Origin of the sequence: Billgrantia bachuensis (assembly GCF_011742165.1) — a bacterium.
Classification (GTDB): Bacteria; Pseudomonadota; Gammaproteobacteria; order Pseudomonadales; family Halomonadaceae; genus Halomonas; species Halomonas bachuensis.
Window position 1 is genome coordinate 13,015 of sequence record NZ_JAAQTO010000017.1, and the last position, 24,897, is coordinate 37,911.

Annotated in this window: 28 protein-coding genes; 23 read left to right on the plus strand and 5 right to left on the minus strand. The window is 65.8% G+C overall.

The genetic code is table 11. From position 1 onward, the window contains the following. The first annotated feature begins 242 nt into the window (after positions 1 to 242). Genes argH through HBJ55_RS06915 form a run of 7 tightly spaced genes read left to right on the plus strand, consistent with a single transcriptional unit; the run spans position 243 to position 6,389 of the window. Positions 243 to 1,661 carry an argininosuccinate lyase gene (gene argH, locus HBJ55_RS06885; RefSeq protein ID WP_167112429.1) on the plus strand — a complete coding sequence of 473 codons (1,419 nt, stop codon included), beginning with the start codon at positions 243 to 245 and terminating at the stop codon, positions 1,659 to 1,661. Continuing rightward, positions 1,658 to 1,825, plus strand: a complete 168-nt coding sequence (lptM, locus tag HBJ55_RS06890; protein ID WP_167112431.1) for an LPS translocon maturation chaperone LptM — start codon at positions 1,658 to 1,660, stop codon at positions 1,823 to 1,825. The genes argH and lptM overlap by 4 nt, the downstream gene beginning before the upstream one ends. A 2-nt stretch (positions 1,826 to 1,827) precedes the next feature. After that, positions 1,828 to 3,120 (plus strand): diaminopimelate decarboxylase, encoded by a 1,293-nt coding sequence (gene lysA / locus HBJ55_RS06895; RefSeq protein WP_167112433.1) that lies wholly within the window; start codon positions 1,828 to 1,830, stop codon positions 3,118 to 3,120. Next, positions 3,120 to 3,953: a diaminopimelate epimerase gene (dapF, locus tag HBJ55_RS06900; RefSeq protein WP_167112435.1), complete on the plus strand. Its 834-nt coding sequence runs from the start codon at positions 3,120 to 3,122 to the stop codon at positions 3,951 to 3,953. The genes lysA and dapF overlap by 1 nt, the downstream gene beginning before the upstream one ends. Positions 3,954 to 3,986: 33 nt before the next feature. Beyond that, positions 3,987 to 4,724, plus strand: a complete 738-nt coding sequence (locus HBJ55_RS06905; RefSeq protein ID WP_167112437.1) for a DUF484 family protein — start codon at positions 3,987 to 3,989, stop codon at positions 4,722 to 4,724. After that, positions 4,717 to 5,631, plus strand: coding sequence for a tyrosine recombinase XerC (locus HBJ55_RS06910; RefSeq protein WP_167112439.1), 915 nt, complete (start codon positions 4,717 to 4,719; stop codon positions 5,629 to 5,631). The genes HBJ55_RS06905 and HBJ55_RS06910 overlap by 8 nt, the downstream gene beginning before the upstream one ends. After that, positions 5,628 to 6,389, plus strand: coding sequence for an HAD family hydrolase (locus tag HBJ55_RS06915; RefSeq protein WP_167112441.1), 762 nt, complete (start codon positions 5,628 to 5,630; stop codon positions 6,387 to 6,389). Before HBJ55_RS06910 ends, HBJ55_RS06915 begins: the two co-directional genes overlap by 4 nt. 8 nt (positions 6,390 to 6,397) lie before the next feature. On the opposite strand, the gene yihA is transcribed toward HBJ55_RS06915, so the two are convergent. Next, a complete protein-coding gene (yihA, locus tag HBJ55_RS06920; protein ID WP_167112443.1) occupies positions 6,398 to 7,015 on the minus strand; it encodes a ribosome biogenesis GTP-binding protein YihA/YsxC in 618 nt (205 codons plus the stop codon). 260 nt (positions 7,016 to 7,275) lie between these two features. On the opposite strand from yihA, the gene HBJ55_RS06925 reads away from it, so the two are divergent. The 5 genes from HBJ55_RS06925 to HBJ55_RS06945 all read left to right on the plus strand — a co-directional run bounded on the left by HBJ55_RS06925 (position 7,276) and on the right by HBJ55_RS06945 (position 11,648). Next, positions 7,276 to 7,896: a c-type cytochrome gene (locus HBJ55_RS06925; protein WP_167112445.1), complete on the plus strand. Its 621-nt coding sequence runs from the start codon at positions 7,276 to 7,278 to the stop codon at positions 7,894 to 7,896. Positions 7,897 to 8,082: 186 nt separating this feature from the next. Beyond that, positions 8,083 to 8,733, plus strand: a complete 651-nt coding sequence (locus HBJ55_RS06930; protein WP_206022296.1) for a thiol:disulfide interchange protein DsbA/DsbL — start codon at positions 8,083 to 8,085, stop codon at positions 8,731 to 8,733. Positions 8,734 to 8,816: 83 nt separating this feature from the next. Beyond that, positions 8,817 to 9,572 carry an endonuclease/exonuclease/phosphatase family protein gene (locus tag HBJ55_RS06935; RefSeq protein WP_167112660.1) on the plus strand — a complete coding sequence of 252 codons (756 nt, stop codon included), beginning with the start codon at positions 8,817 to 8,819 and terminating at the stop codon, positions 9,570 to 9,572. A gap of 113 nt (positions 9,573 to 9,685) precedes the next feature. Continuing rightward, positions 9,686 to 10,234 carry a TRAP transporter small permease subunit gene (locus HBJ55_RS06940; RefSeq protein WP_167112447.1) on the plus strand — a complete coding sequence of 183 codons (549 nt, stop codon included), beginning with the start codon at positions 9,686 to 9,688 and terminating at the stop codon, positions 10,232 to 10,234. 10 nt (positions 10,235 to 10,244) lie between these two features. Continuing rightward, positions 10,245 to 11,648, plus strand: coding sequence for a TRAP transporter large permease (locus HBJ55_RS06945; RefSeq protein ID WP_206022334.1), 1,404 nt, complete (start codon positions 10,245 to 10,247; stop codon positions 11,646 to 11,648). A gap of 34 nt (positions 11,649 to 11,682) precedes the next feature. Here the strand turns inward: HBJ55_RS06945 and HBJ55_RS06950 are convergent, their stop codons facing one another. Then, positions 11,683 to 12,114, minus strand: a complete 432-nt coding sequence (locus HBJ55_RS06950) for a YqaA family protein (protein WP_167112449.1) — start codon at positions 12,112 to 12,114, stop codon at positions 11,683 to 11,685. Between the two features lie 38 nt (positions 12,115 to 12,152). On the opposite strand from HBJ55_RS06950, the gene thiD reads away from it, so the two are divergent. From thiD to dtd, 3 genes are all read left to right on the plus strand, one after another. Next, complete coding sequence (gene thiD, locus HBJ55_RS06955; RefSeq protein WP_167112451.1) at positions 12,153 to 12,965, plus strand: bifunctional hydroxymethylpyrimidine kinase/phosphomethylpyrimidine kinase; 813 nt, start codon at positions 12,153 to 12,155, stop codon at positions 12,963 to 12,965. A gap of 81 nt (positions 12,966 to 13,046) precedes the next feature. Next, complete coding sequence (locus tag HBJ55_RS06960) at positions 13,047 to 13,892, plus strand: universal stress protein (protein ID WP_167112453.1); 846 nt, start codon at positions 13,047 to 13,049, stop codon at positions 13,890 to 13,892. A 62-nt stretch (positions 13,893 to 13,954) separates the two neighbouring features. Next, positions 13,955 to 14,392: a D-aminoacyl-tRNA deacylase gene (gene dtd, locus HBJ55_RS06965; protein WP_167112455.1), complete on the plus strand. Its 438-nt coding sequence runs from the start codon at positions 13,955 to 13,957 to the stop codon at positions 14,390 to 14,392. A 119-nt stretch (positions 14,393 to 14,511) separates the two neighbouring features. On the opposite strand, the gene HBJ55_RS06970 is transcribed toward dtd, so the two are convergent. Beyond that, a complete protein-coding gene (locus tag HBJ55_RS06970) occupies positions 14,512 to 16,464 on the minus strand; it encodes an ATP-binding cassette domain-containing protein (RefSeq protein ID WP_167112457.1) in 1,953 nt (650 codons plus the stop codon). 80 nt (positions 16,465 to 16,544) lie between these two features. Between HBJ55_RS06970 and HBJ55_RS06975 the strand changes: the two genes are divergently transcribed. The 7 genes from HBJ55_RS06975 to HBJ55_RS07005 all read left to right on the plus strand — a co-directional run bounded on the left by HBJ55_RS06975 (position 16,545) and on the right by HBJ55_RS07005 (position 22,596). Further along, positions 16,545 to 17,069 carry a TIGR02444 family protein gene (locus tag HBJ55_RS06975; protein WP_167112459.1) on the plus strand — a complete coding sequence of 175 codons (525 nt, stop codon included), beginning with the start codon at positions 16,545 to 16,547 and terminating at the stop codon, positions 17,067 to 17,069. A gap of 102 nt (positions 17,070 to 17,171) precedes the next feature. Beyond that, positions 17,172 to 18,188 carry a TRAP transporter substrate-binding protein gene (locus HBJ55_RS06980; protein ID WP_167112461.1) on the plus strand — a complete coding sequence of 339 codons (1,017 nt, stop codon included), beginning with the start codon at positions 17,172 to 17,174 and terminating at the stop codon, positions 18,186 to 18,188. A gap of 213 nt (positions 18,189 to 18,401) precedes the next feature. Beyond that, on the plus strand, positions 18,402 to 18,980 hold the full coding sequence (locus HBJ55_RS06985; RefSeq protein ID WP_167112463.1) for a TRAP transporter small permease: 579 nt from the start codon (positions 18,402 to 18,404) through the stop codon (positions 18,978 to 18,980). Positions 18,981 to 19,004: 24 nt separating this feature from the next. Beyond that, a complete protein-coding gene (locus HBJ55_RS06990) occupies positions 19,005 to 20,288 on the plus strand; it encodes a TRAP transporter large permease (RefSeq protein ID WP_167112465.1) in 1,284 nt (427 codons plus the stop codon). 31 nt (positions 20,289 to 20,319) lie between these two features. Then, entirely contained in the window at positions 20,320 to 20,763 is a 444-nt protein-coding gene (locus HBJ55_RS06995) for a universal stress protein (RefSeq protein ID WP_167112467.1), read from the plus strand. A gap of 104 nt (positions 20,764 to 20,867) precedes the next feature. Next, positions 20,868 to 21,551, plus strand: a complete 684-nt coding sequence (bamJ, locus tag HBJ55_RS07000; protein ID WP_167112469.1) for a BamJ family beta-barrel-assembly machinery protein — start codon at positions 20,868 to 20,870, stop codon at positions 21,549 to 21,551. Then, the gene (locus HBJ55_RS07005; RefSeq protein ID WP_240936013.1) at positions 21,538 to 22,596 is read left to right on the plus strand and encodes a poly(3-hydroxybutyrate) depolymerase; all 1,059 of its coding nucleotides are present in this window, start codon (positions 21,538 to 21,540) and stop codon (positions 22,594 to 22,596) included. Before bamJ ends, HBJ55_RS07005 begins: the two co-directional genes overlap by 14 nt. 41 nt (positions 22,597 to 22,637) lie before the next feature. On the opposite strand, the gene HBJ55_RS07010 is transcribed toward HBJ55_RS07005, so the two are convergent. Both HBJ55_RS07010 and HBJ55_RS07015 read right to left on the minus strand, forming a co-directional pair. Continuing rightward, positions 22,638 to 23,228: an SCO family protein gene (locus tag HBJ55_RS07010; RefSeq protein ID WP_167112471.1), complete on the minus strand. Its 591-nt coding sequence runs from the start codon at positions 23,226 to 23,228 to the stop codon at positions 22,638 to 22,640. Continuing rightward, positions 23,225 to 23,680 carry a hypothetical protein gene (locus HBJ55_RS07015; RefSeq protein ID WP_240936014.1) on the minus strand — a complete coding sequence of 152 codons (456 nt, stop codon included), beginning with the start codon at positions 23,678 to 23,680 and terminating at the stop codon, positions 23,225 to 23,227. Before HBJ55_RS07015 ends, HBJ55_RS07010 begins: the two co-directional genes overlap by 4 nt. Positions 23,681 to 23,865: 185 nt before the next feature. Here HBJ55_RS07015 and HBJ55_RS07020 point away from each other — a divergent pair, with 185 nt between their 5' ends. Beyond that, positions 23,866 to 24,783 carry an AEC family transporter gene (locus tag HBJ55_RS07020; RefSeq protein ID WP_167112476.1) on the plus strand — a complete coding sequence of 306 codons (918 nt, stop codon included), beginning with the start codon at positions 23,866 to 23,868 and terminating at the stop codon, positions 24,781 to 24,783. Positions 24,784 to 24,897 lie beyond the last annotated feature (114 nt).

The window sequence follows — 24,897 nt, forward strand, 5'->3', positions numbered from 1 at the left end:
TTCAGCGGGCCGGGCGGCCCCTGCTCAGCGGTCGTCGCCGCAACATTATCCGTCACGGGCCGGTAGACGGTCATTGACACCATCATAAAGCACCGGGCGAAGCAGGAAAAATTGGGCGCCTCGTCCGCCACCGCCGCCCCTCGCCACCTGCGCCGACTCTGGTACACTGCAAGACCTGAATGATGCCGCCGATGCGGCTTCCGAGAACGCCACAGCATGCAACACGCAGGATGCCCACGCCGATGAGCACTAGTTCCGCAACCCCCGGCACCAACCAGTCCTGGGGCGGTCGCTTCAGCGAACCCACCGACGCCTTCGTCGAACGTTTCACCGCCTCGGTCGATTTCGACCGGCGCCTCGCCCTGCAGGACATCCAGGGCTCCATCGCCCATGCCACCATGTTGGCCCGGGTGGGCGTACTGACCGACGCCGAGCGCGACGCCATCGTCGCGGGCCTCACCGAGATCCGTGGCGAGATCGAGCGCGGCGAGTTTCAGTGGTCGGTGAAGCTCGAGGACGTGCACATGAACATCGAGGCGCGCCTGACCGACAAGATCGGTATCACCGGCAAGAAGCTGCACACCGGGCGTTCGCGCAACGACCAGGTGGCCACCGACATCCGCCTGTTCCTGCGCGACGAGATCGACGTGGTCGAGGCGGAGCTCAAGCGCCTGCGCGAAGGGTTGATCGAACTCGCCGAGCGCGAAGCCGACACCATCATGCCCGGTTTCACCCACCTGCAGACGGCACAGCCGGTGACCTTCGGCCACCATCTGCTGGCCTGGCACGAGATGCTCGCCCGCGACCACGAGCGCCTGCTCGACTGCCGTCGCCGGGTCAACGTGATGCCGCTAGGCGCCGCCGCGCTGGCCGGCACCACCTACCCCATCGACCGTCATGTTACCGCCGAGCTGCTGGGCTTCTCGCGCCCCGCCGAGAACTCGCTCGACGCGGTGAGCGATCGCGACTTCGCCATCGAATTCACCAGCTTCGCCAGCATTCTGCTGATGCACCTGTCGCGCATGAGCGAGGAACTGGTGCTGTGGACCAGCGCTCAGTTCGACTTCATCGACCTGCCCGACCGCTTCTGCACCGGCTCCTCGATCATGCCGCAGAAGAAGAACCCCGACGTGCCCGAGCTGGTACGCGGCAAGACCGGGCGCGTCTACGGTCACCTGATGGGCCTGCTGACGCTGATGAAGTCGCAGCCGCTGGCCTACAACAAGGACAACCAGGAGGACAAGGAGCCGCTGTTCGACACCCTCGACACGGTGCGCGACTGCCTCAAGGCGTTTGCCGACATGGTCCCGGCCATCGAGGCGCGCCAGGCGAGCATGTATGACGCGGCACGCCGCGGCTTCTCCACCGCCACCGATCTCGCCGACTACCTGGTGCGCCGCGGCGTTGCCTTCCGCGATGCCCACGAGATCGTCGGCCAGTCGGTAGCCTTCGGCATCCGCGAGAAGAAGGATCTCTCCGAGATGAGCCTCGACGAGCTGCGCCAGTTCTCCGATACCATCGAGGCCGATGTCTTCGAGGTGCTGACCCTGGAGGGCTCGGTGGCGGCACGCAACCACATCGGCGGTACCGCGCCGGATCAGGTGCGCGCCGCCGCGCAGCGCGCCCGCGAGGCGCTGACGGCGCTGGGGCGCGAGGCATGAGCCGGGCGTTGGCGCTGGCCGCGCTGACGCTCGCGCTGCTGGCCGGCTGCGGCCAGAAGGGGCCGCTCTACCTGCCCGGCGACGAAGCCGCCGAGGAGCGCTACGGCGACAGCGCGACCCAGCAGCAAGAGCAGAACGACGCCGACGACGAGGACACGGACTGAACATGGATCACTTCGAATATCGCGACGGCGTTCTCTACGGTGAGGAAGTCCCGTTGACGCAGGTAGCCGCTGACGTCGGCACGCCCTGCTACGTCTACTCCAAGGCGACCCTGACGCGCCATTTCCGCGCCTATACCGAAGCGCTGGGCAGCCACCCCCACCTGATCTGCTACGCGGTGAAGGCCAACTCCAACCTGGCGGTGCTGGGCCTGCTGGCGCGCCTGGGTGCCGGTTTCGACATCGTCTCGGTGGGCGAACTCGAGCGCGTGCTGGCCGCCGGCGGCGACCCGGCCAAGGTGGTGTTCTCCGGCGTGGCCAAGCAGGAAGCCGAGATGGCCCGCGCGCTCGAGGTCGGCATCAAGTGCTTCAACGTCGAGTCGCGCCCCGAACTCGAACGCCTCAGCGCCGTGGCCGAGCGGCTGGGCAAGGTGGCGCCGGTGTCGCTGCGCGTCAATCCCGACGTCGACGCCGGTACCCATCCCTACATCTCCACCGGGCTCAAGGACAACAAGTTCGGCATTCCGGTGGACGAGGCGCTGGCCGTCTACGAGCTGGCCGCGCGCCTGCCGGGCGTGAGGGTCGTCGGCCTGGACTGCCATATCGGCTCGCAGCTCACCGAGCTCGCCCCCTTCCTCGACGCCCTGGATCGCCTGCTGGTGTTGCTCGAGCGGCTGCGCGAACGCGGCATCACGGTCGAGCATCTGGACCTCGGCGGCGGGCTCGGCGTGCCCTACCGCGGCGAGCGCCCGCCACAACCCTTCGACTACGCCGCCTCGCTGCTCGAGCGCCTGGCACAGTGGGAGCACGGCAGCGGCCTGACCCTGCTGTTCGAACCTGGCCGCTCGATCGCTGCCAATGCAGGCGTGCTGCTGACCCGGGTCGAGTTCCTCAAGCCCGGCGAGACCAAGAACTTCGCCATCGTCGATGCGGGCATGAACGACCTGATCCGGCCCTCGCTCTATCAGGCCTGGCAGGCGATCATTCCGGTGGATACCCGGCACGTGCGCGAGACAGCCACCTATGACGTGGTCGGCCCGGTGTGCGAGACGGGCGACTTCCTGGGCAAGGATCGCGAACTGGCGATCGGCGCCGGCGACCTGCTGGCAGTGCGCTCCGCCGGCGCCTACGGTTTCGTCATGGCCTCGAACTACAACAGCCGGCCGCGCCCCGCGGAGGTCATGGTGGATGGCGAGACCTTCCATCTCGTGCGCCGCCGCGAGAGCGTGGAGTCGCTGTGGGCGGGCGAATCGCTGCTGCCCGAACCGGCGGCGGCACAGGATGGAGAGAAGCGCTGATGCTGCTGCACTTCACCAAGATGCATGGCCTCGGCAACGACTTCATGGTGGTCGACCTGGTCACTCAGCGGGCGCGGCTGCGCGATGAGCAGATCCGCCAGCTCGCCGATCGCCGCTTCGGCATCGGCTTCGACCAGCTGTTGGTCGTCGAGCCGCCACGCGACCCCGACATGGATTTTCGCTACCGCATCTACAATGCCGACGGCAGCGAGGTGGAGAATTGCGGTAACGGCGCACGCTGCTTCGCCCGTTTCGTGCGTGACCAGCGTCTCACCCACAAGCGCGAAATCCATGTCGAAACCGCTGGCGGCCCGTTGACACTGGTGATGCGGGAAGACGGTCAGGTAACGGTGGACATGGGCAATCCATGCTTCGCCCCGGAGGCACTGCCCTTCGATGCCGCCGAGGACCGCCCCCTGCACCGCCTCGAGGTGGGCGGCGAAACTCTGGAGATCGGCACCGTCTCGATGGGCAACCCTCACGCGGTGCTGCGGGTCGACAGTGTCGACACGGCGCCGGTCGAGCGCCTCGGCCCCATGATCGAACACCACCCGCGCTTTCCGCGGCGGGTCAATGTCGGCTTCATGCAGGTGGTCTCGCCCCACGAGATCCGCCTGCGGGTCTTCGAACGCGGCAGCGGCGAGACCCTGGCCTGCGGCACCGGCGCCTGTGCCGCCGTGGCCAGCGGCATGCGGCAAGGCCTGCTGGAAAACCCCGTCACGGTGCACTTGCGCGGCGGCGACCTGAGCATCGATTGGCCCGGTGGCGATGCCCCGCTGCTGATGACCGGCCCTGCCGAACGCGTCTTCGAGGGACGCATCGCCCTGGCCTGATTGCCGGGACCACCCGAACCGAAGGAGTCATGCATGACCCGAGCCGTCCCCGAACCGCGCAAGACCCTCGATCCGGACCGGGTAGCCGAGTGGCTGGCCCGCCATCCGGACTTCTTCGTTGGCCGAGAAGGTCTGCTGCAGCAGCTCAAGGTGCCCCACCCCGAGGCCCATGGTACGACTTCGCTGCTGGAGCGCCTGGTCTACGATCTGCGCCGTCGCGCCGAGCAGGCCGAATGGCGGCTCGAGCAGTTGCTGGAGTCGGCACGTCATAACGAGGTGCAGTACCGCCGCACCCGCGAGCTGGTGCTGGCGCTGCTGGAGGCCGAGGATGCCGATGCCCTGGGTCAGGCGCTGGCCACCCAGATGGCCGAGCATTTCCAGATTCCGGCCGTGGCGCTGTGGTGCCCGGCCCAGTTCACCGACCATGAACCGCTGCCGCCCCAGCCACCGCGCCATGTTCTCGATGAGCACGCCGGCGTGCGCCTGGCCGCACTGCTCGACAATCGTACCAGCCGTTGCACCCGGCTCACGCCCACCGACTGGGGCCGCCTGCTGCCCCACGTACGGCCGCCGCGTCAGGCCGGTTCCTGCGCCCTGGCGCGGCTGACCCTGGGCGAGCCGATGGGTTACCTGGTGCTGGCCAGCCCCGACCCCGATCACTTCCGCGCCAGCATGGACACACTGTTCACCGAGTACCTCGGCGACGTGCTGGCCCGTCTGCTGCTGCATCATGCTCCGCCAACCCATGAGACCCCGCCGAAGCATGGCTGACAATCCGCTCCGTCGGCAGCTGGCCGAGTGCCTGGCGCGGCTTGCGTCCACCGCCAGCCCGGCGACGTTGAGCGCCTACCGCCGCGATCTCGAGGCGCTGGCGGAATTCCTCGAGACGCGTGACGTCCTCGACGCTGGCCAACTGGACGTTGGCCTGGTACGCCGGTTTCTCGGCGCCGAGCGCAGCCGCGGCCTGGCGCCACGCAGCCTGGCCCGCCGGCGCGCGGCCATTTCACACTTCGGCAACTTTCTGGTGAAGGCAGAAACCCTGACCCATAATCCCGCCGAGCTGATACCGACGCCACGCCAGCCGGCCCACCTGCCCAAGCCGCTGGACGTCGACCAGCTCGCCCGGCTGCTCGACACGCCCCACGACGGCTCGCCGCTGGCGATGCGCGACCAGGCCATGCTGGAGCTGTTCTACTCCAGCGGCCTGCGCCTGGCAGAGCTGGCCGGCCTCGACCTCGGCGACTTCGACAACCGCCGCGTGCGGGTCCTCGGCAAGGGCGGCAAGCCACGCCAGGTGCCGGTGGGACGCAGTGCGCGGCGCGCGTTGGAGGCCTGGCTGGCCTGTCGCTCGGCGCTGGCCACCCCCGCCGAGACGGCGCTGTTCGTCGGCAACCGCGGCCAGCGGCTCGGCCATCGCGCCATCCAGAAGCGGATGACCGAAGTGGCCCGTCGGCGCGGCCTGCCCGAGCACCTCCACCCGCACCGGCTGCGCCACTCCTTCGCCAGCCACCTGCTGGAATCGAGCCAGGACCTGCGCGTGGTGCAGGAGCTGCTGGGGCATGCCAACCTCGCCACCACCCAGGTCTACACCAAGCTCGACTGGCAGCATCTGGCCGCCAGCTACGACGCGGCGCATCCTCGCGCGCGCCGTCGCCGCAACGAATCGGATACGCCATGACCCGCCAGACTCTTCACCTCGAGGCCATCACCTTCGACCTCGACGACACCTTGTGGGACAACCACGGCGTCATGGTCGCCACCGAGACCGGCCACTACGCCTGGCTCGACGAAGCCCTGCACGAATGGCTGTCACGCAACGGGCGCACCTTCTCGCAGCGCTTTATGGAGCAGTTCCCGCTGGAGTGCTTCGAAGGGCGCCGCCGGGCGCTGGCCCGAGCCCATCCGCTGCGCCGCGGCGACTTCACCTGGCTGCGCGAGCAGGCGCTGCGAGAGCTGCTGAGCGAGCACGGCCTCGATCCAGTCATGGCGGAGCAGTGGGCCCGAAGAGCAATGGCGCGCTTCATGGAGCTGCGTCACCGGGTCGCACCGCACCCCGAGGTCGAAGCACTGCTGGTGGAGCTCGGCCGCCATTACCGCCTGGCCAGCATCACCAACGGCAACGTGGACGTGCAGCGCCTCGCGCTCGGCCGGCACTTCCCGGTGGCCATCGCCGCCGGTGAACTGCTCGCCCCCAAACCCGACGCGCGCCCCTTCCTGGCGGCACTGGCTCGGCTGGGCACTGCGCCGAGTCGAGCCCTGCACGTTGGCGACTCCTGGCGCGAGGACGTCGAACCGGCGCGCCGGCTGGGCATGCAGGTGGCCTGGATCTCGCCGCACATCGACGAGCTGCCCCTGCCGCCCGGCATCCATCGCCTCGATCATGTGCGCGAACTGCCTGAACTACTGCGCCGGCTGGGCCAGATGGCGCCGGGCTGAGGCGTTCGCTACGCCCCGTCGGAGTCGGCCAGCCAGCCGTCCAGGCGGGCGCAGGCCTCGTCGACACCCTCGCGCTTGAGCGACGAGAACAGCTGGATCGTCACCAGATCCTCCCACTCGCGCAGGCGGTTGCGCACCTGCTGCAGGGCGTTCTTTGCCGCACCGGACTTCAACTTGTCGGCCTTGGTCAGCAGGATATGCACCGGCATGTCCTGGTCGTCGGCCCAGCCCAGCAGCGTCTGGTCGAACTCGGTCAGCGGATGGCGTACGTCCATCACCAACACCAGGCCGCGCAGGGAGCCGCGCCCGTGCAGGTACTCGGCCAGGTGGCGCTGCCACTCGAGCTTGACCGCCTCCGGCACCTTGGCATAGCCGTAACCGGGCAGGTCGACCAAACGGCGGGTCATGTCGTCGCCCAAGGTAAAGAAGTTGATCAGTTGGGTGCGCCCCGGTGTACGCGAAGTGCGTGCCAGCGCCTTCTGCCGGGTCAGGGTATTGATCGCGCTGGACTTCCCGGCGTTGGAACGCCCGGCAAAGGCCACCTCGGCGCCATCGTCCGACGGGCACTGGGCAAGCGTGGGCGCGCTGGTCAGGAAGCGCGCGCTCTGGTAGTTCATTCGGGTCATGGCCTCATACTTCCTGCCGGTGGTAGCGAAGGGGGCACCGTCGGGTTCATGCCCTGCATTTCCGATGCCGGCTTGTTTCGTTATAATGCGGTGTCTTTTTTCTGCGACCGGGGCGCGCTAGTGTAGCATCGTGCTCTTGCCGACAGCGACCGACCCGAGCGGTGCTCCGGCAGCAAAGCAAGGCCGGCCTGGTATCAGCAAGGCTGGGCAGCTCCCGGGAATGCGTACGGTATAATCCATAACGGCATAGTGAATCAGCGATGAGAAAGTTACTGGCAAGCCTGGCAATAACCCTCGGCGCCGTTGGCGTCGCTCACGCCGACCTGGAAGCAGACGCCGACGCTGCCGCTGGTCGCGAAAAAGCCCAAAGCTGTGCGGCCTGCCATGGCCCGAACGGCATCAGCTCCGCGCCCTCCTTCCCGCATATCGCCGGGCAGCAGATGACCTACCTGGCCAAGCAGATCATGGATATTCGCGACGGCGACCGGCTGGTACCGGAGATGGTCGGTCAGGTCGACGACTTCTCCGACCAGGATGCCTGGGACGTGGCCGCCTACTTTGCCCAGCAGGATGCCAACGTCGGCCAGGCCGACCCGGCCGAGGAAGCGCTGATGCGCGGCCAGGAACTCTATCGCGCCGGCGACATGGCCAAGGGCATCCCTGCCTGTGCAGCCTGCCACGGCCCCAGCGGCGCCGGTATCCATACCGCTGTCTATCCGGCCCTTTCCGGCCAGATCCCGCAGTACATCGTTTCCACGCTGCAGGACTTCGCCGCCGGCGAGCGCACCAATGACCCCGGCAACATGATGGGCGACATTGCCGCCAAGATGAGCGATACCGACATGCAGGCCGTGGCCAACTACATCAATGGCCTGCACTGAGCACATCGACGACAGGCAATTGTTGGCCCTCGGCCGGCAATGAAGGCGGCCCTGAGCCGCCTTCTCCGTCTTGGCGCTCGTCATCGACCGGGAACCGTAAGCGGCATCCACGCTCAAAGTGATCGACGCACACGTCAAGCTGGTCCAGCCGCCATATACCGGCGATCTTTCAAGGAGTCCGAGTTCATGTTCAAACCCTTCCGTATCCTTCAGTCAGCCGTCTTGGCCATCGCCGGCCTGGGTCTGGCGCCGCTGGCTACCGCCGACAACCTGGTCGAAGGACAGCATTACGAGAAGCTGCCCGAGCCCATCGAGACCCAAGCCGGGGAGGGCCAGGTCGAGGTGACCGAGGTGTTCTGGTACGGCTGCCCGCACTGCTACAACCTGGAGGAGCCGCTCAACGCCTGGGTCGCCGAGCAGTCCGACGACGTTGCCTTCAACCGCATGCCGGCCACCATGGGCGGCGACTGGAACACGCATGCGGTGATGTTCTACGCGGCCGAGGAGCTGGGCATTCGCGAGGAGGCCCATGCCGACATCTTCCATGCCATCCATGAGGAAGGGCAGCGACTCAACAACGCCGATAGCATCGCCCGCTTCCTCAGCCAGTACGACGTCAGCGAGGAGGAGGTACGCCAGGCGCTGGACGCCTTCGGTGTCAAGTCGCAGGTCAACAAGGCCCATGCGCGCATGCGCACCATGCGCCTGATGGGGGTGCCCGCCTTGGTCGTCGACGGCCGCTACCTGGTGACGCCGAGCAGCGCCGGCAGCCTCGAGAACATGCCGCAGGTGGCCGGCGCGCTGGTCGAACGTGTGCGCCAGGAGCGCGAAGACTGATCGTGTCCGTCGAGCATTCGCATCTGGTCGACGCCAGGACCCCCACCCTGGAAGGCGGGCACCTCAAGCTGCTCACCTTCAACATGCAGGTAGGCATCCAGACGTCGGCCTATCATCACTACGTGACCCGCAGTTGGCAGCACCTGCTGCCGCATCCCCAGCGGGTGCGTCGGCTGGACATGGTCAGCAACGTGCTGAGCCGGTTCGATATCGTCGGCCTGCAGGAGGTCGACGGTGGCAGCTTTCGCTCCAGCCACGTCAACCAGATCGAGTACCTGGCCACGCGCGGCGGTTTTCCGCATCACTACCAACAGCTCAACCGCAACCTGGGACGCTTCGCCCAGCACAGCAACGGGCTGTTGTCGCGCCTCGTTCCGACCCAGGTCGAAGAGCATCGCCTGCCCGGTACCCTGCCCGGGCGCGGCGCCATCCATGCCCGCTATGGCGACGGCCCTGACGCACTGCACCTGTTCGTCGCCCACCTGGCGCTGAGCCACCGGGGCCGGGTGCGCCAGCTCGACTACCTGAGCGAGATCATCCAACCGCTGCAGCACGTCGTCGTCATGGGCGATCTCAACTGCACGCCGGACCAGCTGCATACCCACACGCGCTTCTGCGCCTCGCTGCCGCTGCATCCGGTACGGCCGTTGCTCAGCTACCCCTCCTGGCAGCCACGGCGCGCGCTGGATCACATCCTTATCTCCAGTTCGCTCAAGGCCCGGGACGTACGCGTTCTCGATCACTTGTTCTCCGATCATCTGCCCATCGCCGTCGACGTGGCATTGCCGTCCCGCTGCCTGGAGATACTCCAGGGGTTGCACCGACGCCAGAGCCGCTGATTCCGTCGTCGCAACGCCCAGCCCCGATTTTCAGCGTTGAGGCGTGGGGATGACGCCCGCCGCGTAATCGGCGATGATGCGTTCCCTGAATTGCTTCGACACGAGACCCCACCATGCAAACCGCGAACCGTGATCCGGTCCTGCTCGCATGGCTCGACGGCTTTACCGAGGTCGTGGGCCGCTCCATCGCCTGGCTGGTGATCCTCATGATGGCGGTACAGTTCGCCATCGTGGTGATGCGCTACGTCTTCAGCCTGCACAGTGTTGTCATGCAGGAGTCGGTCATGTACATGCACGCCACGGTGTTCATGCTCGGGGCCGCCTGGACGCTGCGCCACGACGGGCATGTCCGCGTCGACATCTTCTACCGCAAGCTCTCCGCCCGCGGTCGCGCCTGGATCGATCTGCTGGGCACGCTGTTGCTGCTGTTTCCGGTAACGCTGTTCATCGCCATCTCGAGCTTCGGCTATGTGAGCAGCAGCTGGGCGATTCTCGAGCGCTCATCGGACGGCGGCATCCCCGGCGTCTTCCTGCTCAAGTCGCTGATCCTGGTCATGATGGCGCTGCTGCTGCTGCAGGGTGTGGCGCAGGTGATCCGCCAGGTGCTGATTCTGCGCGGCAAGGCGCCGGGCAACACTCCCGACCACGACGAGGTGGTCTGACGTGGAAGCCTTGTTCGAGTTCATGCCGCTGTTCCTGTTCTTCACCGTTTGCGCGGTGCTGATGCTGGGTTATCCGGTCGCCCTGGCGCTGGCCGGCACCGCCCTGATCTTCGCCGGCCTCGGCCACCTGCTCGTGCAGATGGGCATGCCGGTTCCCTTTGAGGCGAGCATGCTGGGTGCCATGCCCAATCGCCTCTACGGCATCATGACCAACCAGACGCTGCTGGCCGTGCCGCTGTTCGTGCTGATGGGCGTGCTGCTGGAGAAATCGCGCGTCGCCGAGACGCTGCTCGATGCCATGGCGATGCTGTTCGGCTCGCTGCGTGGGGGGCTTGGCATCTCGGTGATTCTGGTCGGCATGCTGCTGGCCGCCTCTACCGGCATCGTCGGCGCCACGGTGGTCACCATGGGTCTGCTGTCGCTGCCGACGATGCTCAAACGTGGCTACTCGCCTGCGCTTGCCACCGGCACCATCTGCGCCACCGGCACGCTGGGTCAAATCATCCCGCCGTCCATCGCCCTGGTGCTGTTGGGCGACGTGCTGTCTAACGCCTACCAGCGCGCCCAGCTTGCCATGGGCGTGTGGAGCCCCAAGACGGTATCGGTAGGCGGCCTGTTCGTCGGCGCCCTGATACCGGGCCTGCTGCTGGTGGTGGCCTACGTCCTCTACCTGCTGGCCGTGGCCTGGTGGAAGCCGAAAAGCGCACCGCCCGCCGACCGCGAAGCGCTCAAGCAGGAGCTTGGCCATACCGGCACTATCATGCCACTGCTGATCAAGGGGCTGCTGCCCCCCGTGCTGCTGATCGTCGCCGTGCTGGGCTCGATCCTCGGCGGCTTCGCCACGCCTACCGAAGCCTCGGCGGTGGGTGCCATGGGTGCGTTGCTGCTGGCGCTGGCCAACCGCCGGCTGAACCTGGCGATGCTGCGCGAGGTGGTCCATACCACGGCCAAGGTCACCAGCATGGTGTTCCTGATCCTGATCGGCGCCACGCTGTTCTCGCTGGTATTTCGCGCCTACGGCGGCGAGGAGCTGGTCACGCATCTGTTCGAATCGCTGCCCGGAGGCGTGGTGGGTGCCACTCTGGTGGTGATGCTGGTGATCTTCCTGCTCGGCTTCATTCTCGACTTCATCGAGATCACCTTCGTGGTGGTGCCGATCGTCGGGCCGGTACTGCTGATGATGGGCCTCGATCCGATCTGGCTGGGCATCATGATCGCGGTAAACCTGCAGACCTCGTTCCTGACCCCACCGTTCGGCTTCGCGCTGTTCTATCTGCGTGGGGTGACACCGGAGACGGTGCCGACCTCGGCCATCTATCGCGGCGTGATTCCATTCATCGTTCTGCAGCTTTGCATGCTGGTGGCATTGGCGCTGTTCCCGGGGCTGGCCACCTGGCTGCCGTCGCTGCTGTAACGGCAAGCGCTGCCAGAGTCTACGGCCAACCGGCCTACTGACAGAGGGGAGCCAGCCACGCCTGGGCCAGATACAACACCAGGGCGTAGCGCGCTCCCTTGGCCAGACCGATCAGCAGGGCGGCCCGCCACCAGGGCAGGCGAAAGATGCCGGCGAGCACGGTGAGCGGGTCGCCGACCAGTGGTGCCCAGGACAGCAGCAAGCTCCACTCGCCGAAGCGAACGTACCAGCGCTCGGCCCGGGCCAGGCCTTGGGGGGAGGCGGGAAACCAGCGCCGGTCCTCGAAGTGACGTGCATAGCGCCCCAGCCAGACGTTGACCAGACTACCCAGGGTATTGCCTGCGGTGGCCACCAGCCATATTGCCAGCGGCGGCTGACCCAGGCACCACTGGCGCGCCAGCCAGACTTCCGAGCCGCCCGGCAGCAGCGTGGCGCTGATGAAGGCCACCAGGAACAGACTCAGCATTCAGCGCCTCCATACACTTATTTGCAGGACGAGACGCCATGATGGACGACCGCCCCATCCCCAACGTTCTCACCATCGCCGGCTCAGACCCCAGCGGCGGGGCCGGCATCCAGGCCGACCTCAAGGCTTTCTCGGCGCTGGGCGCCTATGGTACCAGCGTCATCACCGCACTGACCGCGCAGAACACCTGCGGCGTCCGCGGCGTGCACCCGGTGCCGGTAGAGTTCATCCGCCTGCAGCTCGATACCCTGCTCGACGATGTGACGATCGATGCGGTGAAGATCGGCATGGTAGCCAGCCGCGAAGTGGCCGAGACCATCCGCGATGCCCTGCAGTCGCGCCGCCCCCGCTGGATCGTGCTCGACCCGGTGATGGTGGCCAAGAGCGGCGACATCCTGGTCGACGATGCCGGCATTGCCGCGGTACGCGAAGTCCTGGTGCCGCTCGCCGACCTGATCACGCCCAACCTGCCCGAGGCGGCGGTACTGTTGACGACTCCTGCAGCGACCAGCCGCGACGAGATGCTGACCATGGCGCCAGGGCTGGCGGCGCTGGGGGCCGGGTCGGTGCTGCTCAAGGGCGGACATCTGAATGACGAGAGCTGCCCCGATCTGCTGGTCGAGAGCGGCCAGGCGACATGGCTCGCAGGTGCCCGAATCGCGACTTCGAATCTCCACGGTACCGGCTGCTCGCTCTCCTCGGCCATTGCCGCCCGCCTGGCGCAGGGCGATACATTGCCGCAGGCGGTCGCCGCGGCCAAGCAGTGGCTCGAGGCGGCATTGGTCGAGAGCCGGCGGCTCGATGTCGGCCAAGGGCACGGCCCGGTGCATCATTTCCACCGCTGGTGGTAGCAAAACGGCGCTTGCGCCTTTTCCGGGCGCCGCCCATGCTGAAGTCTGTCCTGCCGGCTCATCCGTGACGGAGAGACTTAGATGACTCAGACCCTGCTGTTTGCCTGCGACCTCTCGGCCGAGAATCGCGCCGCCTTTGCTCGGGCCATTCGCCTGGCCACCGAGAGCGGTGCGCGCCTGGACGTCATCCACGTGCTCGACCCCTACCTGCCCCGACGGGCGCTGCGTGATCTGGAAGCGGCGGTAGTGGCCGACATGCAGGCCATCCTGACGGATGTGCGCGAGGACTACGCATTGCCTGAGCCGAGCGTGATGCTGCAGACGGTAGCCGGCGCCACCTATGCCGAGATCATCCGTGAGGCGCACGACCGCGAAGTGGACATGATCGTACTGGGCTCCCATCGCAAGCGCGGCCAACCCGACCTGGTGGCCGGCACTACCCTGGCGCGAGTACTGCGCAGCGCGCCCTGCCCGGTGCTATCGGTCTCCCAACCGGCCAACCGCGACTGGCAGGAGATTCTGGTGCCGGTGGACTTCTCGCTGGCCAGCCGCAACACCCTGCGCGAGGCGCTCAAACGCTTTCCCGAAGCGCGCCTGACCCTGCTGCACGCCTGGGATATTCCCGGCGAGCGCGAGTTGGGCTCCGATAGTGACTACGCCCGCTGGCGCGACCGCGAGGTCGAGCGTCTGCGCTGCCAGCTCGAGCGTGAGACCGACCAACTGATGGGAGAGCTCGACAGCGTGCCTGAGGTCGAACTGGTGCTCGAGCAGGGCGAACCGCTCGAGGTACTGCTGACCCAGCTGCGACGCCAGACGCCCGACCTGCTGGCACTGAGCAGCCGCGGCCAGTTGGGTCGCCATAGCCATATCACCGAGGCGCTGCTCTCCGAACCGCACTGTGACATTATGTTGTGCCGCGCCTGGTAACACCCTCTTCTGGGCGTGATACGCTTTCGGCGAACTCATAGCCAGAAAGGAAAGCTCGCCGCATGAAGGCCCTGATACAGCGCGTGCGTCGCGCCAGCGTAACGGTGGATGAACGAGTGGTGGGCGCCATCGATCAAGGCCTGCTGGCGCTGGTGGGGGTGGAGAAGGGCGACGACGAGGCCGCCGCCCAGCGCCTGTTGCGCAAGCTGCTGCATTATCGGGTGTTCAGCGACGAGGCGGGCAAGATGAACCTCGACCTGCAGCAGGTCGAGGGCGGCCTGTTACTGGTCTCGCAGTTCACCCTGGCCGCCGATACCCGCAAGGGGCTGCGCCCGAGCTTTTCCAGCGCCGCGCCGCCGACCGAGGGCGAGCGGCTGTTCCATTACCTGCTCGAACATGCCCGGATCGCCTGGCCCCGGGTCGAGAGCGGCGAGTTCGCCGCCAATATGCAGGTCGAGTTGGTCAACGACGGCCCGGTAACGTTTCTGCTGGAGAGCTGAGAGGGAAGAGAGAAGAGGGAAGTGAGAAGAGAGAAGAGGGAAGACGATCTTTAGCTCTAGCTTTTCATCTTCAAGGCGCGGAGCGCCGGTCTTCCCTCTTCGAGCGGCGTAGCCGCGTCTTATGTCTCCGAACGAAGCTCGGCTTCCTCCATCGCCTCTAGCTCCTCTTCGGCGGCCAGCCATTCGGCTTCCAGCGCTTCCAGCCGCGACTTCAGCTCGCCCTGGCGGGCCAGCCGCTCGGTGAGTTCGGCCTTGCGCGAGGGGTCGGTGTAGAGTTCGGCATCGCCCAGCGCCTCTTCCACCGCGGCGAGTTCGCCCTGCACCCTTTCCATGGCCTGCTCGGCTCGGTCGCGCGCCTTCTTCAGCGGACGCAGCTTCTCGCGCAGCTCGGCGGCGGCGCGGCGACTCGCCTTGCGGTCCTCCTTGGGCGCGGTGCTCTCCGCCTGGCGCTCGGCCTTGTCGGCCCGCGCCTCGCGGCGCTCACCTTCCAGCCGCGCCTTGAGCCAGGCGCGATAGTCCTCCAGGTCGCCATCGAAGGGTTCTACGCGGTGGTCGGCCACCTTCCAGAACTCGTCCACCGTAGCGCGCAGCAGGTGGCGATCGTGGGAAACCAGGATCACCGTGCCCTCGAAACTCGCCAGCGCCTCGGTAAGCGCCTCGCGCATCTCCAGGTCGAGATGGTTGGTGGGCTCGTCGAGCAGCAGCAGGTTGGGTTTGCGCCACGCTACCAAGGCCAGCGCCAGGCGCGCCTTCTCTCCGCCGGAGAAGCGCCCCACCTCGCCGAAGGCGTCGTCGCCCTGAAAGCCGAAACCACCGAGGAAGGTACGGATCGCCTGGTCGCTGGCGGTGGGGGAAAGCCGCTGCACATGCATGAACGGCGTGGCTGTCAGGTCGAGTCCCTCGAGCTGGTGCTGGGCAAAGTAGCCCACGGCGAGGTGCTCGCCCGGGATGCGCTTGCCTGCCAGCAACGGCAGCTCGCCGGTCAGCGACTTGATCAAGGTCGACTTGCCTGCCCCGTTGGGTCCCAGCAGGCCGATCCGCTGGCCCGGCAGCAGGGTGAGTTTCACCTCGTCCAGCTGAGTGGTCTCCTGGCCTTCGCTATCGCGATAGCCGAGCCGGGCCCGGTCGAGCACCAGCAAAGGGTGCGAGGTCTTGTCCGAGGCGGGAATGGTGAAGTGGAACGGTGAGTCGGCATGGGCCACGGCGATGTCGCCCATGCGCTCGAGCATCTTCAGCCGGCTCTGGGCCTGACGCGCCTTGGTTGCCTTGTAGCGGAAGCGCGCCACGAACTGCTCGATCTCCTCGCGGCGCGCCTGTTGCTTGGCGGCCTCGGCCTGCTGCAGGGCCAGCTTCTCGGCGCGGGTGCGCTCGAAAGTGGAATAGTTGCCGCGGTAGAGCACCAGCCGACGCCGATCGAAGTGGACGATGTGATCGCACACTGCGTCGAGGAAGTCGCGGTCGTGGGAAATCAGCAGCAGGGTGCCGGGATAGCGCATCAACCACTGCTCGAGCCATAGCAGGGCGTCGAGGTCGAGGTGGTTGGTCGGTTCGTCGAGCAGCAGCAGGTCAGAGGGCATGAACAGCGTACGCGCCAGGTTGGCGCGCATGCGCCAACCGCCGGAAAAGGCCGACAGCGGTCGCTCGAGGTCGGCCTGGGTGAAGCCCAGCCCGATCAGCAGCTGGGCGGCGCGGGCCGGGGCACTGTAGCCGTCCAGTGCCTCGATGACACCGTGCAACTCGGCCTCCCGGTGGGCATCGCCTCGCTCGCGCGCCGCCTCCAGCGCGGCCTGGGTCTGACGCAGCTCGTGGTCGCCATCAAGTACATAATCGACGATGGGGCGGTCGAGCGCATCGACCTCCTGGGCCATATGGGCGATGCGCTGACCGCCGCTCATCTCGATATCGCCGCGGTCGGGCGCGAGTGTGCCCAACAAGAGACCGAACAGGCTGGACTTGCCGGCGCCGTTGGGACCGACGATGCCCGCCTTGTGGCCGGCGTGCAGGGTCAGCTCGGCGTCTTCGAGCAGGGTCTGGGTGCCGCGTTGCAGGGCAACCTGGCGCAGTGCAATCATGCAGGCTCCAACTGGCAATACAGGGGTACGGTCGCCGTCTGCCGCTCGCTACCGAGACAGTCGCCGACGACAGCCGGATCATGAGTGACGATTCTACCGCAACCACCGCCGCTCTGCGGGCTGACCTTGGCGCCCACCCACTGTGGGATTTCGCCCTGGACTTCTATACCCGCCCCGGCGTGGAGGCCGCCTGCCTGCTGCTGCAGGACGAGGCGGGCGTCGACGTGTGCGAGCTGTTGTGGCACTGCTGGCTCTATCGACACCGCCTGACCTTGATACGGGAACCTTCCGGCCTCGCGGCCATTCGCCGCTGGCAGGGGGAGGTGACGCTGCCGCTGCGCAGCCTGCGCCGTCGCCTCAAGGCCGAAGCCGCCCATAGCACCGGCATTGCCGAGGTGCGTCGCAGGATCCAGCAGGCCGAACTGGCTGCCGAACGTGAAACCCTGGAGCGCCTCCAGCATCTCGCCGAACGGGCCGAAGAGTTGACGCCGCTACCCGCTGCTGCATCAAGCCTCGAAATTTCTCTGGCAAGTCGCTGGAAATTACAGAAAAAAGCGCAACTTTTGGCAGTACAAACCCTTAAATACCGCCTTGACCCTCTGTAGGGGGCACGCTAGCCTGAAAAAAGCTGTGTGGCCTTTTATGGCTACCGACGCCTGTTGATGTTGCTTTTTTTCACGGGCCCAATCTGCGAGGAGAACATAATAATGAAGGCAACCAAGCTGTTGACCACTGCCAGTATCGGCGCAATGCTGCTCGGCATGTCGGCTGCCGCTCATTCCGCTGAATGGCGTTATGCGCATGAGGAATTCGAGGGTGACGTTCAGGATGTCTTTGCCGTCGCCTTCAAGGAGCATATCGAGGAAAACTCCGACCATACCGTACAGGTTTATCGCTTCGGCGAGCTGGGTGAGTCCGACGACATCATGGAGCAGACCCAGGCCGGCATCCTGCAGTTCGTCAACCAGTCACCCGGCTTCACCGGTGCCCTGATTCCCGAAGCACAGATCTTCTTCATCCCCTACCTGCTGCCTACCGACGAAGAAACCGTTCTCGAATTCTTCGACGAGAGCAAGGCCATCAACGAAACGTTCCCGGAACTCTACGCCGAGCAGGGCCTCGAGCTGCTCAAGATGTATCCAGAAGGCGAGATGGTCGTCACCGTGGACGAGCCGATCCGCACCCCGGATGACCTGCGCGGCAAGAACATCCGCACCATGACCAACCCGCTGCTCTCGGAGACCTATCGGGCCTTCGGCGCCACCCCGACCCCGCTGCCCTGGGGTGAGGTGTACGGCGGCCTGCAGACCGGCATCATCCAGGGTCAGGAGAACCCGATCTTCTGGATCGAATCCGGCGGCCTCTACGAGGTGTCTCCGCACCTGGTCTTCACCGGTCATGGCTGGTTCACCACCGCGATGATGGCCAACAAGGACTTCTTCGATGGCCTGCCCGAGGAGGACCAGGAGCTGATCCGCGAAGCCTCCGAGGCGGCCTACGACCATACCATCGAGCATATCCAGGGCTTGGCCGAGGAGTCGCTCGAGAAGATCCAGGAAGCCTCCGACGAGGTCACCGTGACGCGTCTCGACGAGGACGAGATCCAGGCCTTCCGCGAGCGTGCACCTCAGGTCGAGGAGCGTTTCATCGAGATGACCGGCGAGCGCGGCCAGGAGCTGCTCGAGCAGTTCAAGGCCGACCTGGAAGCCGTGTCAGGCGAGTAACCCCGCAGGCACGGGCAACTTGCCGTGAAACGCATGAAGGGGTAGCCGGTCGGCTGCCCCTTCGTGTTTCCGGCCAGCGCGTTTGCCCGGCCAATCAGCGTTGAAGCCGGCGCGCTCTTGCCGGACTCATGTTGTTACCCTTTGGCGAGGGAAAACACGCTTAACTATCTTGCAGGGAGCCCTTGCAGGGAAGTCCTCCAGGAGACCGGTCGCATGACAGAAGAAGATTCGGAAAAGAACTACCGCTCCACGCTCCCCGGCCCGCTTGGCATGATCGACACCTGGATCAGCCGCGCCGAGTCGGCCATTCTGGCGCTGGGCGTGATCCTGATGGCGGTGAACACCGTGGCCAACGTGGTCAGCCGCTTCGCCCTGGGCGAAAGCCTTCACTTCTCCGAGGAGATCAACCGCATCCTGATCGTGCTGATCACGTTCGCCGGGCTCGGCTATGCCGCCCGCCATGGCCGCCATATTCGCATGTCGGCGATCTATGATGCCCTGCCCACTGGCGGCCGGCGCGCCCTGATGGTCGCTATCTGCCTGTTCACCTCGCTGGTGATGTTCGTGCTCTGCTACTTCTCGATCGGCTATATCGAGACCCTGTATGGTCGTGGCCGCGTGCTGCCTTCGCTGAGCATTCCGATCTGGATCATCTACCTCTGGGTACCCGTCGGCTTCACCATTACCGGCATCCAGTACCTGCTTACCGCCATCAAGAATCTCACCTCCCGTGACGTTTATCTGTCGACCCATGTGGTCGATGGCTACAAGGATACCGAAACGGAAGTCTGACGCAGGGCACGAGGAACCATCACCATGACAACTATCATAGTTTCCATCATGATCGTGCTCCTGCTACTGGGGTTTCCGATGATGATCCCGCTGGCGACGGCTGCCTTCGTCGGCTTCTTCATGACCTTCGGCGGTCTCGGGCAGATGGAAACCCTCATCCAGCAGATGATGGGGGGCATTCGCCCAACCGCGCTGATTGCCGTGCCGATGTTCATCTTGGCCGCCGACATCATGACCCGGGGTCAGTCGGCCGGGCGCCTGATCGATATGGTCATGAGCTTCGTCGGCCACGTGAAGGGCGGGCTCGCCGTCAGCACCGCCGCCTCCTGCACTCTGTTCGGCGCCGTCTCGGGCTCGACCCAGGCCACCGTGGTGGCGGTGGGCTCGCCGCTGCGGCCGCGCATGCTCAAGGCCGGCTACTCGGACTCCTTCACCCTGGCGCTGATCATCAACTCCAGCGACATCGCCTTCCTGATACCGCCCAGCATCGGCATGATCATCTACGGGGTCATCTCGGGCACTTCGATCGGTGAGCTGTTCATCGCCGGTATCGGACCGGGGCTGTTGATACTGGCCATGTTCTCCGTCTACTGCATCGCGTACGCCATCCTCAACCATGTGCCCACCGAGCCCAAGTCGAGCTGGCGGGAGCGTGCCCTGGCGGTGCGCGACGCACTATGGCCGCTGGGCTTCCCGGTACTGATCGTGGGCGGGATCTATGGCGGCATCTTCAGCCCCACCGAGGCCGCCGCAGCCTGTGTCCTGTATGCCGTGCTGCTCGAGTTCGTGATCTTCCGTTCGCTGAAGCTGCCGGACATGTACACCATCGCCAAGTCCACCGGCCTGATCACCGCAGTGGTGTTCATCCTGGTGGCGGTCGGCAACGGCTTCTCCTGGATCATCTCCTTCGCCCAGATCCCGCAAACGCTGCTCGGGGCGTTCGGCATCAACGAGGCGGGGCCGGTCGGTGTGCTGATAGCCATTTCAGTGGCCTTCTTCATCGCTTGCATGTTCGTCGACCCGATCGTGGTGATTCTGGTGCTCACGCCGATCTTCGCCCCGGCGATCGCCGCCTCGGGCCTCGACCCGGTGCTGGTGGGCGTGCTGATCACGCTGCAGGTGGCGATCGGCTCGGCGACGCCCCCCTTCGGCTGCGACATCTTCACCGCCATCGCGATCTTCAAGCGACCCTATTGGGAGGTAATACGCGGCACACCGCCCTTCGTGTTCATGCTGATTCTGGCAGCGGCGCTGATCATCATGTTCCCGCAGATCGCCCTGTTCCTGCGCGACCTGGCCTTCCGCTAGCGGACCGCCCCGATGCTGAGGAGACGCTGAAATGTTCAATCGCATACTGGTACCGGTGGACGGTTCGAAGGGAGCCCTCAAGGCACTGCAGAAGGCCGTTGGCCTGCATCTGCTCACCGGAGCCGAGCTCTACGTGCTATGCGTGTTCAAGCACCATAGCCTGCTGGAGGCATCGCTCTCCATGGTGCGCCCCGCGAGGCTCGACATTCCCGACGATGCCTTGAAGGAGTACGCCACCGAGGTGGCCGTGCACGCCAAGAGCGAAGCAGCCGAATTGGGTGCCGACCCGGCCCGGCTGCGCGCCTTCGTCAAGGGCGGGCGCCCTTCGCGCACTATCGTGCGCTTTGCACGCAAGCGGGAGTGCGACCTGATCGTGATCGGAGCCCAGGGCACCAATGGCGAGAAGAGCCTGCTGTTGGGCAGCGTGGCTCAGCGTGTGGCGGGCTCCGCCCACTGCCCCACCCTGGTGGTGTGAGCCCGCCGGAGCCGGTACCGTTCGCCAAGTGCGGAACCGGCCCCGCCCTGATAGAGTCCGAATACTGTTGCACGCCGCTCAACGACTAATCGATAGGACTCTGCATGAAGAAATTGCTGACTTCCGCCTCCATGATTGCATTGGTGGCCGCGACGCCGTTCGCTCTGGCGGCGCCGGAGACCGAGGATGAACGTCTCAGCTACAGCCTGGGTGTCGCCTACGGCCAGAGCATTGCTCAGGAATACCCCGAACTCGACATCGAAGCCTTCACCGACGCCATCCGTGACCTCATCGAGGGTAACGATCTGGCCATGGAAGCGGATGAAATGGCCGAGACGCTGAGCCAGTTCCAGCAGGACGCGCTGGCCGCACGCCAGGCCGAAGCCGAAGAAATGGCCGAGCAGAACCTCTCCAAAGGAAAGGCATTCCTGGAAGAGAACGCCGAGCGTGAAGAGGTCACCACCACCGATTCGGGCTTGCAGTACGAAGTGCTGGAAAGCGGCGACGGCGAGAGCCCCGGACCGAGCTCCCACGTGGAAGTGCACTACGAGGGTACCCTGGTCGACGGTACGGTGTTCGACAGCTCCTTCGACCGAGGCCAGCCACTCAGCTTCCGGGTGGACCAGGTGATCGAGGGCTGGCAGGAAGCGCTGCAGCTGATGAGCGTGGGCGATACCTGGATGCTCTTCGTCCCCCCGGAACTTGGCTATGGCGCCCAGGGCCAGGGTCCCATCGGCCCCAACGAGACGCTGATCTTCCGCGTCGAGCTGCTCGATGTCGTGGAATGACACCAGCCGAGTGAAAGCCTGCATCGTAATGGTCACCGGGCTGTTGCTGGCGTCTGCCGCAAGCGGCGAAGAGCGGCTGCCCGAGCTGCCCCGGCTCGCCATCGCCCCTGACGATACCAGCGTGATCGGCGTCTCCTCGGGAGGCTACATGGCCACGCAGCTGGCCGTCGCCTGGCCCGAGCGGTTCCAAGGGCTGGCCGTGCTCGCCGCCGGCCCTTGGAGCTGCGCCCTGGGCGGCCTGGGCAAGGCGCTCGGCCAGTGCATGTCGCTACGCCGGGGTAGCCCCGATCTCGACGCCCTGAGCGCACGCCTGCGCGACTATCAGGCACGCGATCTGGTGGGCGAGGCCGAGGCCATCGGCCAACTGCGCGTCTTCGTCTGGCATGGTGAAGCGGATAGCGTGGTCGATCCCTCTCTCGGCATGGCGCTGGCCGAACAGATGACCGGCTGGCTGACGGCCCCCGAGGAGCAGTTGAGGGTGGTCGAGTCGCCTGGTATCGGCCATGGCTGGCCCATCGAAGCCGATGGGCAGACCCCGCCCAGCCAGTTGGCCCAGTGTCGTAGCGGTGGCGGCACTCACATGCTGGCCTGTGGCATGGACATTGCCGGCCAGGCATTGAGCTGGCTGCACGGCGCGCTGGAGCCCCCCGTCGAGGCGTCATCAGCCCAATTGTTGCGCTTCGACCAGGCCCCCTTCGACGCCCGCGGCCTGGGCGATGCCGGCTACGTGCTGATTCCGGATGACTGCAAGGCGGGAGGCTGCAGCCTGACGCTGGCGCTGCATGGCTGCGGGATGACCGAGGAGCAGATCGACGAGGCCTTCGTACGCTACAGCGGCCTCAACGAATGGGCGGTTGCCAATCGCCGTGTCGTGCTCTATCCCCAGGCCAGTTCCAGCCTCGGCAATCCTCAGGGCTGCTGGGACTGGTGGGGCTTTGCCGAAAGCACTTGGCAACTCGACCCGCTACATGACACCCGGCAAGGCACCCAGGTCAAGGCGCTGATGGCCATGATCGAGCGGCTCGAGGAAGCCCCCGAAGAGTAGATTTCGGGCGCCTGATGGACGGAAGACGGCGCGTCGATGCGCTACCCGCCGAGTTCTTGCTCCAGCGCCGCACGTAGCTGGTGCGGCGTCGGCGAGTAGAGCACCCGCTGCAGGATCGAGCCGTTGCGGTCGACCAGAAAGAGCGAGGAGCTGTGGTCGATGGTGTACTCCATCGCCGAATCGGGCGTTTCCACCCGGCGCCACATGACGCCATAGCGCCCAGCCAGCTCTTCGAGCTGCTCCTGGCTGCCGGTGGTGCCGATGAAGTCGTCGCCGAAATAGGCCACGTACTCGCCGAGGCGCTCCAGCGTGTCGCGTTCGGGGTCCAGCGAAACCAGCACCGGGACCACACGGCGCCGCTGCTCCTCATCCAACCCCTGCATTACCTGACGCATCACCGCCATGTTCATTGGGCATACATCCGGGCAGTAGGTGTAACCGAAGAACAGCACGGCCAGTTGATCGTCCTCGAGCTGGGTCAGCGAGAAATCGCCTTGGGTCGAGGGCAGCTCTACCGGCCCGCCCCGCGGGTTGCCGTCATCGTCCTGCTGGAACTGCTGGTAGCCGAACAATCCACCGAGAACCACCACGGCGAGCAGTGCGCTCAATACCCAGACATATTGCCGCTTCATGGCAAACTTCGCTCCACTGTGAAATCGAATCGGCTTCCCAGCCGGCCGTCAGGCGTTTCCACCACGACCTGCGCCTGCCAGGGCATGACCGAATCGGTGCAGATCGGCACCTGGCCAATCCCCTCGAAACGACCATCATCCTGCTCGCTCAGGGGAAAGCGATGCAAGCCCATATCCATGTCGCGACCGATGAAGTCGACGCTGGCCGACTGCACCTCGACGCCATCCACGCGCACCGTCAGCGGCAGCAGCTCCAGCGCGTGGATATCTCCGGGAACGTTGACGCTCAGGGCCAGCGTGCGCCCTTCGCCAAGGCTGGCACTGCATGCGCCCCGATGAAGGTCACAGGGCAGCGTGGCAAGATGCCAGTCGATGTCGGACTCGCCGCGCAGCAGATGTGCTGCCAGATACCACAGCGCCACGCAGAGGGTCAGCAGCGTTGCGAGCATCATCAGGCGCAATCTCGGGAAGCGGGATTCGCCAGGCTCGGGCAGGGAGGGTGAGGTCATGGCAGCAAAAGCAGCACTTTAACGGATGGAGCGGGTAAGCTTAACAGCATTTGCTTCACGGCCTGGCGTGTACCGTTGTCGCAGGGTTTAACGCTCAATCAATGGCCAACAGCCTCAAGGAAACCGATATGCAAGGCGTCGCCGATGCTTTGGGCCCGCTGTTCCTGCTGATACTGCTCGGCGCCGCGCTGGGGCGGCTGCGCCAGCCGAACGGCGAGTTCTGGGCCCAGCTCGAGAAAGTCATCTACTTCCTGCTCTTCCCCGCCATGCTGGTCGCCACCCTGGCGACCGCCAACGTGGGCGAGGTGCCCGTGGTTCGTCTGGCACTCGCCCTGCTCGGCGGCATGCTGGCCTTTTCCGCCTTGCTCTGGGTCTTCCAGCGTCGCCTGAGCCTCCAGCCCGCCGCCTTTACCTCGGTGTTCCAAGGGGCGCTGCGTTTCAATACCTATGTAGGGGTCGCCGGCGCCGCCGCGCTGCATGGCTCGTCCGGTGCCACGGTGGCAGCGGTTGCCGTGGCGCTGATGGTCCCGGTGGTCAACGTACTGTGCGTGGCCAGCTTCATCGCCGCCGGCACACTCGGCCCTTCCAGCCTGGGCAAGAGCCTGGCCGCGCTGGTACGCAACCCGCTGATCATTGCCTGCCTGGTCGGTATCGGCCTCAACCTCTCCGGCATCGGCCTGCCCGGCTGGAGCGGGGCGACCGTGGAGCTACTCGGGCGAGCCGCCCTGCCGCTGGGCCTGGTCGCGGTGGGCGTTGCGCTGCGCCCTCAGGCGCTGCTGCGAGTCGACCGCGGCGTATGGGCGGCGAATCTGGTCAAGCTGGTACTGATGCCCGCCCTGGTACTCGGAGTGGCTCTGCTGCTGGGGCTGGACGCCATCAGCCGCGACGTGGCGCTGCTGTTCGCCGCCCTGCCGACCGCCACTTCGGCCTATATCCTGGCGCGCCAATTGGGCGGCGATGCCGAGCTGATGGCCGCCCTGATTACGGGCCAGACGCTGCTCGCCATGCTCACGCTTCCCGTGTGGCTGCACCTGGCCGGAAGCTGAAATAAAAAACATTCGCATTCGTGTTGACAGCGATAATGAGAATGGATTACATTGAAGACGTGGTGTTGATGAGGCATCACGACCATTAGGGGAACCGCCAGTTTCCCGCTATGG

What these genes read in the sequence shown, in the direction of transcription:
- HBJ55_RS06980 (WP_167112461.1), top strand. Translation starts at nt 17,172, where the DNA reads ATGAAGGCAACCAAGCTGTTGACCACTGCCAGTATCGGCGCAATGCTG.
- yihA (WP_167112443.1), bottom strand. Translation starts at nt 7,015, where the DNA reads ATGACCCGAATGAACTACCAGAGCGCGCGCTTCCTGACCAGCGCGCCC.
- HBJ55_RS06915 (WP_167112441.1), top strand. Translation starts at nt 5,628, where the DNA reads ATGACCCGCCAGACTCTTCACCTCGAGGCCATCACCTTCGACCTCGAC.
- HBJ55_RS06975 (WP_167112459.1), top strand. Translation starts at nt 16,545, where the DNA reads ATGAGTGACGATTCTACCGCAACCACCGCCGCTCTGCGGGCTGACCTT.
- HBJ55_RS07015 (WP_240936014.1), bottom strand. Translation starts at nt 23,680, where the DNA reads ATGATGCTCGCAACGCTGCTGACCCTCTGCGTGGCGCTGTGGTATCTG.
- HBJ55_RS06930 (WP_206022296.1), top strand. Translation starts at nt 8,083, where the DNA reads ATGTTCAAACCCTTCCGTATCCTTCAGTCAGCCGTCTTGGCCATCGCC.
- HBJ55_RS07020 (WP_167112476.1), top strand. Translation starts at nt 23,866, where the DNA reads ATGCAAGGCGTCGCCGATGCTTTGGGCCCGCTGTTCCTGCTGATACTG.
- HBJ55_RS07005 (WP_240936013.1), top strand. Translation starts at nt 21,538, where the DNA reads ATGTCGTGGAATGACACCAGCCGAGTGAAAGCCTGCATCGTAATGGTC.
- lptM (WP_167112431.1), top strand. Translation starts at nt 1,658, where the DNA reads ATGAGCCGGGCGTTGGCGCTGGCCGCGCTGACGCTCGCGCTGCTGGCC.
- HBJ55_RS06925 (WP_167112445.1), top strand. Translation starts at nt 7,276, where the DNA reads ATGAGAAAGTTACTGGCAAGCCTGGCAATAACCCTCGGCGCCGTTGGC.
- HBJ55_RS06985 (WP_167112463.1), top strand. Translation starts at nt 18,402, where the DNA reads ATGACAGAAGAAGATTCGGAAAAGAACTACCGCTCCACGCTCCCCGGC.
- HBJ55_RS06940 (WP_167112447.1), top strand. Translation starts at nt 9,686, where the DNA reads ATGCAAACCGCGAACCGTGATCCGGTCCTGCTCGCATGGCTCGACGGC.
- HBJ55_RS06970 (WP_167112457.1), bottom strand. Translation starts at nt 16,464, where the DNA reads ATGATTGCACTGCGCCAGGTTGCCCTGCAACGCGGCACCCAGACCCTG.
- HBJ55_RS06905 (WP_167112437.1), top strand. Translation starts at nt 3,987, where the DNA reads ATGACCCGAGCCGTCCCCGAACCGCGCAAGACCCTCGATCCGGACCGG.
- argH (WP_167112429.1), top strand. Translation starts at nt 243, where the DNA reads ATGAGCACTAGTTCCGCAACCCCCGGCACCAACCAGTCCTGGGGCGGT.
- dtd (WP_167112455.1), top strand. Translation starts at nt 13,955, where the DNA reads ATGAAGGCCCTGATACAGCGCGTGCGTCGCGCCAGCGTAACGGTGGAT.
- dapF (WP_167112435.1), top strand. Translation starts at nt 3,120, where the DNA reads ATGCTGCTGCACTTCACCAAGATGCATGGCCTCGGCAACGACTTCATG.
- HBJ55_RS07010 (WP_167112471.1), bottom strand. Translation starts at nt 23,228, where the DNA reads ATGAAGCGGCAATATGTCTGGGTATTGAGCGCACTGCTCGCCGTGGTG.
- HBJ55_RS06935 (WP_167112660.1), top strand. Translation starts at nt 8,817, where the DNA reads ATGCAGGTAGGCATCCAGACGTCGGCCTATCATCACTACGTGACCCGC.
- thiD (WP_167112451.1), top strand. Translation starts at nt 12,153, where the DNA reads ATGATGGACGACCGCCCCATCCCCAACGTTCTCACCATCGCCGGCTCA.
- HBJ55_RS06995 (WP_167112467.1), top strand. Translation starts at nt 20,320, where the DNA reads ATGTTCAATCGCATACTGGTACCGGTGGACGGTTCGAAGGGAGCCCTC.
- HBJ55_RS06950 (WP_167112449.1), bottom strand. Translation starts at nt 12,114, where the DNA reads ATGCTGAGTCTGTTCCTGGTGGCCTTCATCAGCGCCACGCTGCTGCCG.
- HBJ55_RS06960 (WP_167112453.1), top strand. Translation starts at nt 13,047, where the DNA reads ATGACTCAGACCCTGCTGTTTGCCTGCGACCTCTCGGCCGAGAATCGC.
- HBJ55_RS06910 (WP_167112439.1), top strand. Translation starts at nt 4,717, where the DNA reads ATGGCTGACAATCCGCTCCGTCGGCAGCTGGCCGAGTGCCTGGCGCGG.
- lysA (WP_167112433.1), top strand. Translation starts at nt 1,828, where the DNA reads ATGGATCACTTCGAATATCGCGACGGCGTTCTCTACGGTGAGGAAGTC.
- HBJ55_RS06990 (WP_167112465.1), top strand. Translation starts at nt 19,005, where the DNA reads ATGACAACTATCATAGTTTCCATCATGATCGTGCTCCTGCTACTGGGG.
- bamJ (WP_167112469.1), top strand. Translation starts at nt 20,868, where the DNA reads ATGAAGAAATTGCTGACTTCCGCCTCCATGATTGCATTGGTGGCCGCG.